The 16,673-nt window shown below is 61.2% G+C and carries 10 protein-coding genes and 2 pseudogenes; 10 read left to right on the top strand and 2 right to left on the bottom strand.

Annotated features, from left to right (window positions below; all coding sequences use genetic code 11):
* Positions 1–2 precede the first annotated feature (2 nt).
* The 10 genes and pseudogenes from H2O14_RS00710 (at position 3) to fghA (ending at position 15,680) form a co-directional block, all read left to right on the top strand.
* Positions 3–578: a hypothetical protein gene (locus H2O14_RS00710; protein WP_182829235.1), complete on the top strand. Its 576-nt coding sequence runs from the start codon at positions 3–5 to the stop codon at positions 576–578.
* 680 nt (positions 579–1,258) lie between these two features.
* Positions 1,259–5,052, top strand: a pseudogene (locus H2O14_RS29185) (vitamin B12-dependent ribonucleotide reductase).
* Positions 5,053–5,685: 633 nt separating this feature from the next.
* Positions 5,686–6,090, top strand: a complete 405-nt coding sequence (locus H2O14_RS00720; RefSeq protein WP_182826096.1) for a hypothetical protein — start codon at positions 5,686–5,688, stop codon at positions 6,088–6,090.
* Between the two features lie 724 nt (positions 6,091–6,814).
* On the top strand, positions 6,815–8,497 hold the full coding sequence (locus H2O14_RS00725) for a methyl-accepting chemotaxis protein (protein ID WP_182826098.1): 1,683 nt from the start codon (positions 6,815–6,817) through the stop codon (positions 8,495–8,497).
* 225 nt (positions 8,498–8,722) lie between these two features.
* A complete protein-coding gene (locus tag H2O14_RS00730) occupies positions 8,723–9,169 on the top strand; it encodes a histidine phosphatase family protein (protein ID WP_182826100.1) in 447 nt (148 codons plus the stop codon).
* A 145-nt stretch (positions 9,170–9,314) separates the two neighbouring features.
* Positions 9,315–10,938, top strand: a pseudogene (locus H2O14_RS00735) (FMN-binding glutamate synthase family protein).
* Between the two features lie 134 nt (positions 10,939–11,072).
* Positions 11,073–12,464, top strand: a complete 1,392-nt coding sequence (locus H2O14_RS00740) for a DegQ family serine endoprotease (protein WP_182826101.1) — start codon at positions 11,073–11,075, stop codon at positions 12,462–12,464.
* Positions 12,461–13,768: a replication-associated recombination protein A gene (locus H2O14_RS00745; RefSeq protein ID WP_182826102.1), complete on the top strand. Its 1,308-nt coding sequence runs from the start codon at positions 12,461–12,463 to the stop codon at positions 13,766–13,768. The genes H2O14_RS00740 and H2O14_RS00745 overlap by 4 nt, the downstream gene beginning before the upstream one ends.
* Before the next feature lie 9 nt (positions 13,769–13,777).
* The gene (locus tag H2O14_RS00750) at positions 13,778–14,812 is read left to right on the top strand and encodes a hypothetical protein (protein ID WP_182826103.1); all 1,035 of its coding nucleotides are present in this window, start codon (positions 13,778–13,780) and stop codon (positions 14,810–14,812) included.
* Positions 14,813–14,840: 28 nt separating this feature from the next.
* The gene (fghA, locus tag H2O14_RS00755; protein WP_182826105.1) at positions 14,841–15,680 is read left to right on the top strand and encodes an S-formylglutathione hydrolase; all 840 of its coding nucleotides are present in this window, start codon (positions 14,841–14,843) and stop codon (positions 15,678–15,680) included.
* 54 nt (positions 15,681–15,734) lie between these two features.
* Here the strand turns inward: fghA and H2O14_RS00760 are convergent, their stop codons facing one another.
* Together H2O14_RS00760 and H2O14_RS00765 are read right to left on the bottom strand one after the other, a co-directional pair.
* Positions 15,735–16,022, bottom strand: a complete 288-nt coding sequence (locus H2O14_RS00760) for a hypothetical protein (RefSeq protein WP_182826107.1) — start codon at positions 16,020–16,022, stop codon at positions 15,735–15,737.
* A 58-nt stretch (positions 16,023–16,080) separates the two neighbouring features.
* Positions 16,081–16,641: a hypothetical protein gene (locus H2O14_RS00765; protein WP_182826108.1), complete on the bottom strand. Its 561-nt coding sequence runs from the start codon at positions 16,639–16,641 to the stop codon at positions 16,081–16,083.
* Positions 16,642–16,673: the final 32 nt, after the last annotated feature.

Consider the following 16,673-nt stretch of genomic DNA (forward strand, 5'->3'; position numbering starts at 1 on the left):
TGATGAGGAACACACTGACGGCCGCCTTGATGGCGGCGACCATGATCGCGCCTTGGTCGGCGCGGGCGGAAGAAGCGCATGTCGCGCCTGTCACCGACTATGTGAAGGTGAATGTAGCCCCGTGGATCAAGGATCCCGTGATCGTCAATGCGGTCAAGGCGCAGAACGCTAAAAATGCCGGGCTCGCCCAGGCCGATATCGACGGGCTCGACAAGGAGTGGCGCGCAGAGGTCGACGGCGGCGATCGCAAGATGATCGACGAGGTTCTCAACAACGCCGTTTCGAAATTCCTGCATGAAAAGCAGGAGGCGTCCGAGGGCGTCATCTCCGAAATCTTCGTCATGGACGCCAAGGGGCTGAATGTCGGCCAGAGCGATGTCACCTCCGATTACTGGCAGGGCGACGAGGCGAAATTCGAGAAGAGCTACGGGGCGGGCGCCGATGGCTTCTTCGTCGACGAGGCGGAGAAGGACGAGTCGACCCAGGCGCTGCAATCCCAGGCCTCGATGACCATCGTCGACGAAACCGGCGCGCCGATCGGCGCCGTCACCATCGGGATCAATCTCGACGCGCTCTGAGCCGTTTCTCCCTCGAAAGCAAACCCTGTTGCGGCCGGCTCCGGCAGGAGTTGGCCGCTCTTTTTCCGCATAGAGACGGCCTTTTTCCTGATTCGTTTTCGGGCTGCCACAGATCGCTCTCGCGCAAAAGCGATAGGGTCTTTTTGAAGAAAAAATAAATATTCGATTTACCAAACTGTGAACAAGCAGCCCCGGCCGGACCCCGGCTCGACCCGAAACGCCGAGATTAGAAGCGGTTAGCAGATATCCCGTTTTTCCACATGCCAGCGCCACTAGATATGGTGTTAATAAATCCGTCACAGACCACCCCTTGACGGAATCGTGCCCCTGTTTCTTAATGGGAACGTTGCGGCGGCGACTGGACCGGAAAGTTACGAGGACCCGGTTCATCCTAAGGAAAATTCGGTGGTTTTTACGCTCTCCGGCGATCGTTTGGTTGCGTCCGGGGGCTGGGAAAGCCGCGTCGAAAAATTCCGCCCGCCATGGAACGAATGCTGGATCAGTAAAGTTGTTGATACTATATTTAGTGTTTGCAGCTAGATTGAACACCAGATAAAGGGGCGACAGGACAGCGTGTTTCCCAAAAGGTGAAGAGACGCGAACTGGCTGCGGGGCTAACCCTCGCACCGGACAAGGATATTCGCGCCCATGGCGCGGGCAAGATGCTAGGGGTTAACGAGATGCGCATAGAACGGAAATTCACCGAGGCCGGCAAGTCAGCCTATGACGCCATTGCCTTCCGCACCGCCACCAGCGAGATCCGCAATCCCGACGGGTCCGTGGTCTTCCGGCTCGCCGACATTCATGTGCCGGAGCAATTCAGCCAGGTTGCGGCCGACATTCTCGCCCAGAAGTATTTCCGCAAGGCCGGCGTGCCCAAGGCACTGAAGAAGGTCGAGGAAAACAACGTTCCGTCCTGGCTGTGGCGCTCCGAAGCCGACACCGCCGCGCTCGCCAAACTCCCCAAGGACGAGCAGTACGGCTCAGAAACCGACGCCCGCCAGGTCTTCGACCGTCTGGCCGGCACATGGACCTATTGGGGCTGGAAGGGCGGCTACTTCACGTCCGAAGAAGACGCGCTGACTTTCCGCGACGAACTCGCCTATATGCTCGCCACCCAGCGCGTGGCTCCGAATTCGCCGCAGTGGTTCAACACCGGCCTGCATTGGGCCTATGGCATCGACGGCCCGGGTCAGGGCCATTTCTATGTCGACCCCTTCACCGGCAAGCTGGTGAAGTCGAAGTCGGCCTATGAGCATCCGCAGCCGCATGCCTGCTTCATCCAGTCGGTCGAGGACGATCTCGTCAACGAAGGCGGCATCATGGATCTGTGGGTGCGCGAGGCGCGCCTGTTCAAATACGGCTCCGGCACCGGCTCCAACTTCTCCTCGCTGCGCGGCGAGGGCGAAAAGCTCTCGGGCGGCGGCAAGTCGTCGGGCCTGATGAGCTTCCTCAAGATCGGCGACCGCGCCGCCGGCGCAATCAAGTCGGGCGGCACCACCCGCCGCGCCGCCAAGATGGTGGTGGTCGACATCGACCATCCGGATATCGAGGCCTATATCGACTGGAAGGTCAAGGAAGAGCAGAAGGTCGCAGCCCTCGTCACCGGCTCCAAGATCGTCGCCAAGCATCTCAAGGCGATCATGAAGGCCTGCGTCAATTGCGAGGCCGACAACGACGCCTGCTACGACCCCAAGCAGAACCCGGCGCTGAAGCGCGAGATCAAGGCCGCCAAAGCCTCCCTCGTTCCGGAGAATTACGTCCAGCGCGTCATCCAGTTCGCCCGCCAGGGCTATAAGGACATGGAATTCAAGACCTATGACACGGACTGGGATTCCGAAGCCTATCTGACGGTCGCCGGCCAGAACTCCAACAATTCCGTCTCGATCAAGGACGACTTCCTGCGCGCCGTCGAGCGCGACGACGTCTGGAACCTGACCGCCCGCAAGGACGGCAAGGTCGTCAAGACGCTGAAGGCGCGCGATCTCTGGGAATCGATCTCCTACGCCGCCTGGGCGTCCGCCGATCCCGGCCTGCATTTCAACACGACGATGAACGACTGGCACACCAGCCCGGCGGCAGGCCCGATCCGCGCCTCCAATCCGTGCTCGGAATATATGTTCCTCGACGACACCGCCTGCAATCTCGCCTCCTTGAACCTGATGATGTTCAAGGATCCGGCGACCGGCTCTATCGACATCGCGGCATACGAACACGCCGTGCGTCTGTGGACCGTGGTGCTCGAAATCTCGGTGATGATGGCGCAGTTCCCGTCCAAGCGCATCGCCGAACTCTCCTATGAGTATCGCACGCTCGGCCTCGGCTACGCCAATATCGGCGGTCTCCTGATGTCCTCGGGCATCCCCTACGACTCAAGGAAGGCCGCGCCATCGCCGGCGCGCTGACCGCCATCATGACCGGCGTCTGCTATGCGACGTCTGCCGAAATGGCCTCCGAACTCGGTCCGTTCCCGATGTTCGCCCCGAACCGCGACAACATGCTGCGGGTCATCCGCAACCATCGGCGCGCCGCACTCGGCCAGACCAGCGGCTATGAGAAGCTGTCGGTCGATCCGGTGGCGCTGATCCATGGCGATTGCCCGGACCAGACGCTGATCGCGCACGCCACCGCCGCCTGGGACAAGGCGCTGGAGCTCGGCGAACAGCATGGCTATCGCAACGCCCAGGTCTCGGTGATTGCGCCGACCGGAACGATCGGTCTCGTGATGGACTGCGACACGACCGGCATCGAGCCCGACTTCGCGCTCGTCAAGTTCAAGAAGCTGGCCGGCGGCGGTTACTTCAAGATCATCAACCGCGCTGTGCCGGAGGCGCTGCGTTCGCTCGGCTATACGGAAAGCCAGATCGCCGAGATCGAGGCCTATGCGGTCGGCCATGGCAATATCAATCAGGCGCCGGGCGTGAATCCCGGCTCGCTGAAGGCCAAGGGTTTTTCCGACGAGAAGATCGAGGCGATCAACGGCGCCACCAAGGCCGCCTTCGACATCAAGTTCGTCTTCAATCAGTGGACGCTCGGCGCCGACTTCCTGCGCTCGCTCGGCGTCAGCGACGACGCGATGAACGCCATCGACTTCAATCTGCTCGATCATCTCGGCTTCTCCAAGAAGGAGATCGAGGCGGCCAACATCCATGTCTGCGGCGCGATGACGCTGGAAGGCGCGCCGTTCCTGAAGAAGGAGCATCTGCCGGTCTTCGATTGCGCCAATCCCTGCGGCAAGATCGGCAAGCGCTATCTCTCGGTCGAAAGCCATATCCGCATGATGGCGGCCGCCCAGCCGTTCATCTCGGGGGCGATCTCCAAGACGATCAACATGCCCAACGACGCCACCGTCGAGGATTGCAAGAGCGCCTACATGCTCTCCTGGAAGCTGGGTCTGAAGGCCAATGCGCTCTATCGCGACGGCTCCAAGCTCTCCCAGCCGCTCAACGCCTCGCTGATCGAGGACGAGGAGGACGAGGATGCGATGGAGGAACTGTTGCAGGCTCCGGCCGCCGCAGCCGCCGTCACCGTCACCGAGAAGATCGTCGAACGGGTGGTCGAGCGTCTCGTCCGAGCGCGAAAAGCTGCCGAACCGCCGCCAGGGCTACACCCAGAAGGCCGTGATCGGCGGCCACAAGGTCTATCTCCGCACCGGCGAATTCGGCGACGGCCGTCTCGGCGAAATCTTCATCGACATGCACAAGGAAGGCGCCGCCTTCCGCGCGATGATGAACAACTTCGCCATCGCCATCTCGCTCGGCCTGCAATATGGCGTGCCGCTTGAGGAATATGTGGAGGCCTTCACCTTCACCAAGTTCGAGCCGGCCGGCATCGTGATGGGCAATGACGCGATCAAGAACGCCACGTCGATCCTCGACTACGTGTTCCGCGAACTCGCCGTCAGCTACCTGAACCGCCATGATCTGGCGCATGTCGACACATCCGACTTCTCCAACACGGCGCTCGGCAAGGGCATCCAGGAAGGCAAGACCAACCTGATCTCCACCGGCTGGACGCGCGGCTATAAGCCGACGCTGGTCGGCGGCGCGGGCGTCGATCGTTCGGAGGCCAAGGGGCGGCGACGACCGCCGCTCCCGCCAAGGGCTCGGTCAATGTCGCCGCCTTCTCGGGCAACGCCGCGCGCAAGCTCGAACCGGTGGCAGCGATCTCGACCTCGGAAGTCGTCTCCTTCAAGCGTGATTACGAAGAGCGCGCCAAGGAGTTCGTCGAAGACATCACTGAGGAGATCACCGAAACCGCCTCGGACGCCACCGCGCTCTTCTCCGACAAGGCCGCCGCCGATGCCGCCGCGGCCAAATCGGAAGCCAAGAAGATGGAGAACGCGCGGCGCATGCAGTCGATCGCCCAGGGCTACACCGGCAATATGTGCTCGGAATGCCAGAACTTCACCATGGTGCGCAACGGCACCTGCGAGAAGTGCGACACCTGCGGCGCGACGAGCGGCTGCAGCTGAGGCCAAGCGCAATGGTCGGCGGCGGCAATAAATTGCAGTTGCAGCTGGTTGAGGGAGGGGCAGCCACGGTTTCACCGTGGCTGCGTATTCCGTCTACCGTTATTGGACGTTCCATATTTGATCGGTCTCAGAGTGCAGTCTATAGGATTGCTCAGGACGACATTAGGAAAGCGCTAAATTTAAATCGCAAACAGCCTCTAATCGACCTATGGTCTGTTGTGTTGGGAGAAATTCCCCCGTTTCCTAACGCACACTCCAAATGGTCTAGCTGTCAGATTTCCCTATCATCCTTAGGTGATGCTCATGCTTGTTTCCGGGGCCTTAAGCGCCCGGTTGGCGACGATCTTCGGGGATTCGATCATTTTGCTCTGATTTCAAAACCGAAAAGTTTTTTGTTTACGAACCATCGATGTCTTGTAACGTTAAGTTAATGGACGTGCCCCACGATTTGGTTCATATTGCTTATGTGCGATGCGACTTTCCGGCAGGTCGAGGAAAACGCGATGTGGCGGGTGATGTACCCTCTATAGGAAGTGTCGGTGTTGTTACTCACTGGCAGTTCGTTGAAGCGGACGTATTTGCCCCGGATCTGCCGCACGATTATCGGGAGCGCTACAGACAGAGAATATGGTGATGTCTCAACATATGAATCCGACGCGTGACGGTGGCTACCGACCAACGGCGGTTTACTATGAAGACGCGGATTTTGTAGAATATGTTCGCCGAGATGTAGCGGCATTACATCGCCGGATTGATGGTCGCTTAACACTCGTAATTGATATGTACTCTAGAGAGCCTATAGGCTTCAGCTTGAAGGGCTTCAAGCATTTCTGCAATAATTTTGGTTCATCGAATATAGAAAAGCAGAAGATTTTTCTTGATATGGTCGTTATTCTTGAGAAGCTTGTCTCTGAGTTAGGTGATAAAGTTTTTAACGAGGACTCTCGGCGGGTTGCTTATCGGCAGGCTATAGAAATTGCGAAAGATGACCAAGTAGAGTTGCGAGATCTTCCAAAGTATGCGGAAAATATGTCTTAAAATTTGCGGCATTAGTATTTTTTTATAGCGTAATAATCATTATTCAACTCTGATGCTTTCTCTCTTTGCGACTAGTGATTGTCGTGTATTTGTTGAAGATTTTAGAGCAGGGCAAGGTGCCTGAGGCGGGCTCCCTTATGTGGTGTTTTTGGACTGTCTTAAGGCGCGGTTGTTCAAGCTTCAGATTAATGGTGATCATGCGGCACATTGCCCGGGCTTGACTTATATCAAGGAGCGTTTGCGGGCGGGGATTAAAACGGGAAGCCTCAAGCGAAGAGACTTCCATCCTGAGTGTCCGCCTCAAGCAGCCGTCCACCGCCGGCCTTCTACAGTCGCCGCTGAAACAGGCGGTCGCGCCCGCGGAAACCATGGCTTCGCTCAGCGCCGCATAAGGGGCAAAATCTTGATGGCTGGCGATGTCGTCTCATTTCCCGCAAGCGTTCCGGAAATCTTTATTGGGTGGTGAAATGCCGCCCTTAGTCGATTATTGTCGGCGCATTGATGGGATATGAAAATTTTTCCAGAAAAAATACAGCTTCGGTGATCCGTCAAACTTTTGTTTTCGTATAAAAATACAGCGTCTCCTTTTAAGTATAACTCTGCGTATGAAAGTATAATTCTCACTTGCTCGCGTTTATTAGAAGTCAATAATGCTTGATTAAGCTTTATTGCGTAGAATTCCTCTCAGTTTGCGCAGGATTGCGCTGTTCATCCGGAGGGGTTCATGTTTGTGAATGCGAAAATGGAAGCGCAGATACAGGCTTTGGCGGCGATGAAGGCCAATGTCATGGTGGCGGACGCCAAACTCAACATCACCTATATGAACCCGGCGGTGGTGGAGCTGTTGCAGGATGCGGAAGAAGATCTGAAGAAGGAACTTCCCCGCTTCTCCGTCGCCACCCTCATCGGCAGCAATATCGACGTCTTCCATAAGAACCCCGCCCATCAGCGCAACATGCTGGCGGCGCTGACCAAGACGCACAACGCCACCATCCGCGTCGGCGCCCGCGTCTTCGATCTGGTCGTCACGCCGCTGAAGAAGGGAACGAAGATCACGGGCTTCGTGGTCGAATGGTCCGACGCGAAGGCGCGGCTGCTCAATATGGATTACACCGCCCAGATCGCCGCCATCAGCCGGTCGCAGGCGATCATCGAATTCACGCCCGAAGGCGAGATCATGACGGCGAATGCCAATTTCCTCGCTCTGATGGGCTATTCGCTCGACGAAATCCGCGGGCGCGATCACTCGATCTTCGTCGATCGCGCCTATGCCCATAGCGACGGCTACGCCGCGTTCTGGCGCAACCTCAGGGAAGGGCGCTATCAGGCCGCCGAATTCAAGCGCGTCACCAAGCAGGGCAAAGAGGTCATCATCTCCGCGTCCTACAATCCCATCCTCGATCACAATGGCAAGGTGATCAAGGTGGTCAAGTTCGCCACCGACGTGACGCAGCGGGTGCAGACGGTGAGCTCGCTCGGCGAGGCGTTGAAGAAGCTCTGCTCGGGCAATTTCGGCTTCCAGCTGTCGACGCCTTTTTCGCCGGAGTTCGAAGAACTTCGCCACGATCTCAATCGCTCGGTTTCGCAACTCTGCGATACGTTCCTGGAAATTTCCGGCAGCGTCGACACGATCAGCACCGGCAGCCAGGAAATCCGCCAGGGCGTGTCGGATCTGTCGCGCCGCACCGAGACCCAGGCCGCGACGCTGGAAGAGACGGCCGCCGCGCTGGACGAGATCACCGCTAACGTCACCTCCTCGTCCGCCCGCGCCGAGGACGCGCGCCGCGTGGCGTCCGAAGCAAATTCGAGCGCCAATCGTTCCGGTCAGGTCGTGGCGCAGGCGGTGGAGGCCATGAGCCGCATCGAGGATTCCTCGTCGAAGATCTCCTCGATCATCAGCGTCATCGACGAGATCGCCTTCCAGACCAACCTTCTGGCGTTGAACGCCGGCGTCGAGGCGGCGCGGGCGGGCGAGGCGGGACGCGGCTTCGCCGTCGTGGCGCAGGAAGTGCGCGAACTCGCCCAGCGCTCGGCGAAGGCCGCCAAGGAGATCAAGGATCTCATCCAGAATTCCACCGCCGAAGTTGCGAGCGGCGTCAAGCTGGTCAGCGAGACGGGCCAGGCGCTGAAGGCGATCAGCGACCTCATCTACCAGATCCACAACCATATGGAGGCGATCTCCACCGCCTCGCGCGAACAGTCGACCGGCCTCTCCGAAATCAACACGTCGGTCAACAGCATGGATCAGACGACGCAGCAAAACGCAGCGATGGTGGAGGAAAGCAGCGCGGCGGCGTCCACGCTCGCCTCCGAGAGCCAGAAGCTGCGGTCGATGATCGGTCAATTCCAGCTGACCGACGACAGCGCCGGCGGCTATGGCGCCGCATCCAATCGTCGCGCGGCCTGACGCGGCTGTCATCCTCGGTTGATCCGTCCGACCTCCCGGGCCCTATAAATGGTGGACGCTCTCGCCGAGCGTCCACTTGCCGTGAGGGCCATTACTGACGGAGAAGCCGATGCTAGTGATCGAAAGACGCGCCTTCGTCCTCAGCGCCTTTGCGTTCGTCGCCGCCGGCGGCGCGCGCGCCGAAGAGGTCTGGGGGAGTTTCGCCGCGGCGACGCGCTGGCGCTGATGCGGCACGCCACCGCGCCGGGAACGGGAGATCCGCCGGGCTTTCGCCTGGGCGACTGTTCGACCCAACGCAATCTTTCCGATGAGGGACGAGCGCAGGCGCGTCGCATCGGCGAATATATCCGCCGAAACGGAATCGCCAGAGCCTCCGTCTATTCGAGCCAATGGTGCCGGTGCCTCGACACGGCGCGGGCCTTGGACCTGGGTGAGGCGCGCGAACAGCCGCTGTTGAATTCCTTCTTCGGCAAACCCGGACAGAGCGATGCGCGCAGCCGCGAAACGCTCGCCTGGATCGGGACGCTGAGGCGCGCCGCGCCGACTGTGCTGGTCACCCATCAGGTGAACATCACCGCGCTTACCGGCGTTTTTCCAGCCTCCGGCGAAATCATCTTCGTCTCTCCGGGACAGAACACGATGGCGGTTCGCGGGCGCATGACGCTCGGCTGATCCATGTCGGGAGCGCCGGGTTCATCACGGGTGAGGTCGGCCGCAGCGCGAGAGCGAAAACATGCGGTTTGGCCCGGAGGAGCTTCACGTTTATATAATGGAAATCATCTAATTTACGGCCTTCAGCATCCTTTCGGGTAGCACCATGGCCGCACTCCGTCTCGTCTTCTCCGCCCGCATCCTGCCGCTCACGATCAGCATCGCCTGTCTGGGGATCTTCGGGCTGGCGCTTCTGGCGATGGGCTTCCTCCATCCCGTCATCCTCGGCTTCTTCCTTTTGTCGCTGTTCCTCTCGGTCGTCGGCGTGCACGACATCGTCCAGAGCCGGCATGCGGTGCTGCGCAACTATCCGATCAGCGGTCATGCGCGCTACATCATGGAGGATCTGCGTCCGAAGATCCGGCAGTATTTTTCGAAGGGGAAAAGGATGGTCGGCCTTTCCCGCGTGACAAGCGGTCGCTCGCCTATCAGCGCGCCAAGGGCAAACTCGACAAGCGGCCGTTCGGCACCGAATACGACGTCTATGAGCCGCGCTACGAATGGATCTCGCATTCGCTCGCGCCCACCAGGATCTCGGATCACCATTTCCGCGTCGTTGTCGGCGGTCCCGATTGCGCCCGGCCCTACAGCCATTCGGTCCTGAATATTTCCGCCATGAGCTTCGGCTCGCTGTCGGCCAACGCCATCCGGGCGCTCAACAAGGGCGCCAAGATCGGTGATTTCGCCCATGACACCGGCGAAGGCGGCATTTCCCCCTATCATCGCGAACATGGGGGCGACCTCGTCTGGGAAATAGGCTCGGGCTATTTCGGTTGCCGCAATCCCGACGGCTCGTTTTCGCCGGAGCGTTTCGAGAAGACCGCCGCCGATCCGCAGGTCAAGATGATCGAGATCAAGCTGAGCCAGGGCGCCAAGCCCGGCCATGGCGGCGTGCTGCCCAAGGCAAAAATCACAGAGGAGATCGCCGAGATCCGCGGTATTCCGATGGATCGCGACTGCGTGTCGCCGGCCGGCCATCCGGCCTTTTCGACGCCGCTCGAGCTCATGGCCTTCATCGCCCAGCTCCGCAAGCTCTCCGGCGGCAAGCCGGTCGGCTTCAAGCTCTGCATCGGTCACGCCCATGAGTTTCTCGCGGTGGTCAAGGCGATGCTGTCGACGGGGATCACCCCGACTTCATCGTCGTCGACGGCAAGGAGGGCGGCACGGGCGCTGCGCCTTCCGAATATATCGATCATATCGGCATGCCGCTGCGCGAGGGTCTGACCTTCGTGCACAATGCGCTGGTGGGCGCCGGCCTGCGCGACAAGATCCGCATCGGCGCCTCTGGCATGATCATCTCGGCCTTCGACATCGCCCGCGTCATGGCGCTCGGCGCCGACTGGGTCAATATGGCGCGCGGCTTCATGTTCTCGATTGGCTGCATCCAGTCGCAATCCTGCCATACCGACCACTGTCCCGTCGGCGTCGCCACGCAGGACGAGCATCGCCAGCGGGCGCTGGTGGTGCCGGACAAGGCGACGCGCGTGGCGCAGTTTCACGCCAAGACGCTCGAAGCGCTGGCGGAAGTGGTGGCGGGCGCCGGCCTGCATCACCCGTCGGAATTCAAGCCTTTCCACTTTCACAAACGCATCAATCACAGCCAGGTGACGACCTTCACGCATCTTTATCCGCCGCTGCGCTCCGGCGAACTCCTGGAAGGGACGAACGACGTCCGCTTCCACATTCCCTGGCAGATCGCCCGCGCCGAAAGTTTTGCGCCGATGCACTGATTTTTTCTGTCGCGACGATGAAATCTCGCCCCGATCGGCGCGTTATAGTGCGGCCGGCGCAAAGCGTCGCTGCCGCACTTGGCAAGCCGCGCGCCGGAGTGAGACAATGAACGCCGCAAGAAAAAGGGAATCACATGCTGTTTCGTCCGCGCTTCCTGTTGATGATCATGGCCTTGTCGATCACCGTCCCGGCCGGGGCGGAAGAGACGAAAGCGCTGCCTCAAAGCCGCGCCGAAATTCAGCTGTCGTTTGCGCCGCTGGTGAAACAGACTGCGGGAACGGTGGTGAATGTCTACGCCGAAAAAGTCGTCCAGCGGCCCTCGCTCTATTCCGATCCGTTCTTCGAAGAATTCTTCGGGCAGCGCCTGCCGAACCGCACGGAGAAGCAGAGCTCTCTCGGATCCGGCGTCATCATCGGCAAGGACGGCCTCGTCATCACCAACAACCATGTCATCTCCGGCGCCGACGACATCAAGATCGCGCTGTCGGACGGACGCGAATTTTCCGCCAAGGTCACGTTCAAGGATGAGCGGCTCGATCTCGCGCTGCTGAAAGTCCAGGGCGGCGGCTCGTTCGCGGCGCTGCCGATCGGCGATTCCGACGGCGTCGAGGTCGGCGATCTCGTGCTGGCGGTCGGCAATCCCTTCGGCGTCGGCCAGACGGTGACTTCGGGCATCGTCTCGGCGCTGGCCCGCAACAGGGTGGGCGAGGGCGATTTCTCCTTCTTCATCCAGACAGACGCCTCGATCAATCCCGGCAATTCCGGCGGCGCGCTGATCAATATGCGCGGCGAGTTGATCGGCCTCAACACCGCCATCGTCTCGCGCGACGGCGGCTCGAACGGCATCGGCTTCGCCATTCCCGCCAATCTGGTCAAAGTGTTCATCGAGGCGGCGCGCGGCGGCCAGAGCGGTTTCACGCGCCCGTATGTCGGCGCGTCCTTCGAGCCTGTCACGTCCGAAGTCGCCGAGGCGCTCGGCCTGAAACTCGCCCGCGGCGCCCTCGTCACCAAAATCGTCAAGGACGGCCCGGCCGACAAAGCCGGCCTGAAGCCCGGCGAAGTCGTCACCGCCGTCAATGGCCGGGCCGTCGAACATCCCGACGCGCTCGGCTATCGCCTGACCACCGCCGGCCTGGGCTCGACGGTCACGCTGGCCGTGTCCGACAACGGAAAGGAGCGTGAAGTCAGCCTAACCCTGCAACAGGCGCCGGAAACGCGGCCCAAGGACGAGCGGCTGATCGACGGTCGCAATCCCTTCGCCGGGGCGCTGGTCGCCAATCTCTCGCCGCGGCTCGCCCAGGAACTGCAGATGCCGGCCGAAGCCACCGGCGTGGTGATCGAGGAAATCTCGCGCGGGTCGCCCGCCGCCCGCCTCGGCTTCGAGCCGCGCGACATCATCATCGCCATCAACGGCCAGGAGATCACCTCCACAGAGGGACTGCAGGCCATGCTCGAATCCGACCCGAATTTCTGGCGGGTGGAGATCGATCGCGGCGGCCAGCGCATCCGGCAGTTCATTCGATGAGCAGCCTGTTCGATCATGCCGGCGTCGCCGACGCGATCCGGCCGCTCGCCGATCGTCTCCGGCCAAAGAGCCTCGCCGAAGTCTCGGGCCAGGAGCACCTGACCGGGCCGGACGGCGCGTTGACGCGCATGATCGAAGCGAAATCCCTGGGCTCGATGATCTTCTGGGGACCGCCCGGCACCGGCAAGACCACCGTGGCGCGGCTGTTGAGCCGCGAGACGGATCTCTATTTCGAGCAGATATCGGCGATCTTCTCCGGCGTCGCAGATCTGAAAAAGGTGTTCGAGGCGGCGCGCATGCGGCGGGAGCAGGGGCGCCAGACGCTGCTGTTCGTCGACGAGATCCACCGCTTCAACCGGTCCCAGCAGGACAGTTTCCTGCCGGTGATGGAGGACGGCACCATCGTGCTGGTCGGCGCGACCACCGAGAACCCTTCCTTCGAGCTCAACGCGGCGCTTTTGTCGCGCGCCCGGGTGCTGACCTTCAAGTCGCATGACGAGGCGAGCCTGTCGTCGCTACTCGCCCGCGCCGAAGCAGAGATGGGCAAGCCGCTGCCGGTGGATGACGAGGCGCGCGCGCTGTTGCTCACGCTCGCCGATGGCGACGGGCGCGCCATCCTGACGTTGTCCGAGGAAGTTTGGCGGGCGGCGCGCGAGGGGGAATTGTTCGATTCCGGGCAGTTGCTGAATGTCGTGCAGCGTCGCGCGCCGATCTACGATAAGGGCCAGGACGGGCACTACAATCTGATCTCGGCGCTGCACAAGTCGATCCGCGGCTCGGATCCCGACGCCGCGCTCTACTACATGTGCCGGATGCTCGACGCGGGCGAAGATCCGCTGTTCGTCGCGCGCCGGTTTGTGCGCATGGCGGTTGAGGATATCGGGCTTGCCGATCCGCAGGCTCTGGTGGTCTGCAACGCCGCGAAAGACGCCTACGACTTCCTGGGATCGCCGGAGGGGGAACTGGCGCTCGCCAACGCCTGCATCTATCTCGCCACCGCGCCGAAATCCAACGGAGCCTATCTCGCCTACAAGGCTGCCGTACGCGACGCGAAGGCCAATGGTTCGCTTCTGCCGCCCAAGCACATTTTGAACGCTCCGACCAAGCTGATGTCGAGCGAAGGCTATGGCGACGGCTACCGCTACGATCACGACGAGCCGGACGCCTTTTCGGGCCAGAATTATTTCCCGGAAAAAATGGGCCGCCGCCGCTATTATGCGCCCCCGGAGCGCGGCTTCGAGCGGGAAATCAACAAGCGCCTGCAATATTGGGCGAAGCTTCGCGAGGAGCGGGGCGAGAAGTGAGGGTTTGGAATGGCTCTTGTCAGTCTCTGCATGCCGAGCCGGCGACCGCTGGCCACGGCCAAGCCCTCGATCGACAATATGATCGCCTATGCGCGCGCGCGGGGCTGTCGGCTGATCATCTCGGACAATTCCGATGATCTCGACAAGGCCGGCTATTATGCGCAGGCTTGCGATGTAGCGACGGTGCTGCAAAATTCGGGCGCGGGGCCGCTCGACAATCTGATGCGGACGGTCGAGGCCGCTGATACGCCTTTTATCCTTCCGGTCGGCGATGACGACTTCATCGAAGAGGTGGCCGGCGCGCCGATGCTCGATCTCGCCCGGCTGCCCGCCGATTGCGTCGGAGCGCGGCCAAGCGTGGTAATTTTCGCCGAAGGGGAGCCGGAACTGCGACGGCTCGACTATGCCTTGCCGGAGGACACCGCTGTCGATAGGTTTCACGCCTATGCCCAACGCCGAGGCGGCTGCAATTCTCTCTATTACAGTTTCTTCAGGCGCGATTCCTTTCTGGCGGTGCACGAGCCCTACTGGCGTCGACGCAGGACCGTGATCGGCGATTTCGACTGGGCGGTGACGACGTCGCTGTTGTTTGAAGGCAAAGTCGTCCACGATCCCTCGACGCTCTATCGCTATGATCTCGGTCGCTGGCGCCGGCAGGCGAGTATAGATGCGACGGTCAGGAGCTTTTATCTCGATGCCGGCCTGCCCGATTGGGCGGCGAAATTCGACACGCTGTTCAAATATATCGACATCTATGTCACGACACAGCGCCCATCGCTGCAACTGTCCGATCTCGATCGGTTGAAAGCGCTCTACACCGCGACGATCGCGCTTCTCGGATCGCTGTTGCGCAACGCGGCCCAGAACGCCGAGCGCTATCGGGGCTTCGAGGATTACGTTGCCGAGATCAAGGCCGCCGTCACCGATCCCAACGACGACCTGTCGAGCGTCTTCGACGCCTGCGCGCGCATCGCCGGACGCATGAAGCCCGGCTTCGAAGACGAACTTCACCAATGGCTGGCCGCCACGCGCGCCGCCGATTGACGCCACTGACGTTCACAGGAGACTATCTATGCTCAACATCATTTCCGAAACCACCGCCCATGGCGGCATGCAGGGCGTGTTCTCGCATGCCTCGGAGGCCTGCAAATGCGACATGACCTTCGCGGTCTTCGTGCCGCCCCAGGCCAAGGACGAATTGTGTCCTGTGCTCTGGTATCTTTCGGGACTGACCTGCACGCACGCCAATGTCATGGAGAAGGGCGAATATCGTCGTCTCGCCGCAGAGCTCGGCCTGATCATCGTCTGCCCCGACACCTCGCCGCGCGGCAACGACGTGCCGGACGAGTTGACCAATTGGCAGATGGGCAAGGGCGCGGGCTTCTATCTCGACGCCACCGAAGCGCCCTGGGCCGAGAATTACCAGATGTACACCTACATCACTCAGGAACTGCCCGAACTGATCGGCAAGACCTTCCGCGCCGACATGACCCGGCAGGGCATTTTCGGCCATTCCATGGGCGGTCACGGCGCGCTCACCATCGCGCTGAAACATCCCGATCGCTTCAAGAGCTGCTCGGCCTTTGCGCCGATCGTCCAGCCTTCGACCGCGGACTGGTCGCGTCCGGCCTTCGAGAAATATCTCGGGACGGACGAACTGACCTGGCGGAAATATGACGCCGTGGCGCTGGTAGAAGACGGCATGACCTTTCCTGAATTCCTGATCGACCAGGGACTCGCCGACAGTTTCCTGCAGACCGGTCTTCGGCCCTGGCTGTTCGAGGAAGCGCTCGAGAACACCGACATGAAGCTGACCTTGCGCAACCACGAGCGCTACGATCACTCCTACTACTTCATTTCGAGTTTCATGGACGATCATCTGCGCTGGCATGCCGAGCGGCTCGGCAAATAAGCAAAAAGCCCGGGAGACCGGGCTTTTTTCGTATGGCGTCTCACCTGTCTGAGCTCAGCATTTCTTCTCCAGCGTTTCCACGCAGGGCTCGCCATCGTCCGCCGGCGCAGGCGCAGATTGTTGGTTGGTCGCCGGTGTCGTCTGCGGCGCGGCTTCGGCCTGGGCGCCGGTTTCCGGCGACGCCGGCGCTTCCGACTTCTTCGGCATGATCACGACCTTCGCCTTGGCGCCGTCTTCCACGGTGGCTGGGGCGGCGGCGTCCGGCTGCGCGGCGTCGTTCAAGCCGGCCTGCGGCACCTTCGCCGGCGTCGCCTGTCCCGCGACGGGGGTTTTGGAGTTCAACAGCGGATCCTGATCCGCGCCGATCACGGGCGCGTTTTTCAGAGGAATGACGACCGGCTTATAGTCTTGCTCGGCGGCCGGCTGCGTTTGTTGTTCGGTCGTCGGCAGGGACGGACGAATCTGCGTCGACAGCGGGGGGGTCATGGGTCAGGCGCTTGACGATCGGCGGTTGGTTCAGGCGATATTCGTAGCGCAGCCGCGCCGCGATGGCTTCCGCCGCCGCCCAGTTCGCTGCGCGCCGGTCGACCGACAGGCTGAGCACGAGATAGCTGCGGACATGGACGGGATGACCCGAGACGACATCGCTCAGCATCACCGAAATTTCGGTCTGCGTCTGCAATCCATCCTCGGTCGGAACCTGCTGGACGCCGACGACATGCACCGTCATCACCGCCCTCGGCATCGGGGTCGGGCGGACGGTTGCGGCGATCGCGTCGTCGAGCCGGTCCTGGATGGCGCTCATCAGCTTCTTGGGCGATCCCGCGTTGCCGGTGACCAGCGCGGCGCGGACCTCGTAGATCTGTGTCGCTTCCGGCAGGCTTTTTGGTCTGGTACCGCAGGCGGTCAGAAGCAGGCCAGCCGCAAAGATGACGACCACGCGCAGAAAAAGCCCCAGCATCGTTCGAATCCCCCATAAGCAAGTGCTTAAGC

The organism is Rhizobium sp. G21, from assembly GCF_014158035.1.
Taxonomy (GTDB): domain Bacteria; phylum Pseudomonadota; class Alphaproteobacteria; order Rhizobiales; family Rhizobiaceae; genus Rhizobium_E.

What these genes read in the sequence shown, in the direction of transcription:
- H2O14_RS00710 (WP_182829235.1), top strand. Translation starts at nt 3, where the DNA reads ATGAGGAACACACTGACGGCCGCCTTGATGGCGGCGACCATGATCGCG.
- H2O14_RS00720 (WP_182826096.1), top strand. Translation starts at nt 5,686, where the DNA reads ATGTCTCAACATATGAATCCGACGCGTGACGGTGGCTACCGACCAACG.
- H2O14_RS00725 (WP_182826098.1), top strand. Translation starts at nt 6,815, where the DNA reads ATGTTTGTGAATGCGAAAATGGAAGCGCAGATACAGGCTTTGGCGGCG.
- H2O14_RS00730 (WP_182826100.1), top strand. Translation starts at nt 8,723, where the DNA reads ATGCGGCACGCCACCGCGCCGGGAACGGGAGATCCGCCGGGCTTTCGC.
- H2O14_RS00740 (WP_182826101.1), top strand. Translation starts at nt 11,073, where the DNA reads ATGCTGTTTCGTCCGCGCTTCCTGTTGATGATCATGGCCTTGTCGATC.
- H2O14_RS00745 (WP_182826102.1), top strand. Translation starts at nt 12,461, where the DNA reads ATGAGCAGCCTGTTCGATCATGCCGGCGTCGCCGACGCGATCCGGCCG.
- H2O14_RS00750 (WP_182826103.1), top strand. Translation starts at nt 13,778, where the DNA reads ATGGCTCTTGTCAGTCTCTGCATGCCGAGCCGGCGACCGCTGGCCACG.
- fghA (WP_182826105.1), top strand. Translation starts at nt 14,841, where the DNA reads ATGCTCAACATCATTTCCGAAACCACCGCCCATGGCGGCATGCAGGGC.
- H2O14_RS00765 (WP_182826108.1), bottom strand. Translation starts at nt 16,641, where the DNA reads ATGCTGGGGCTTTTTCTGCGCGTGGTCGTCATCTTTGCGGCTGGCCTG.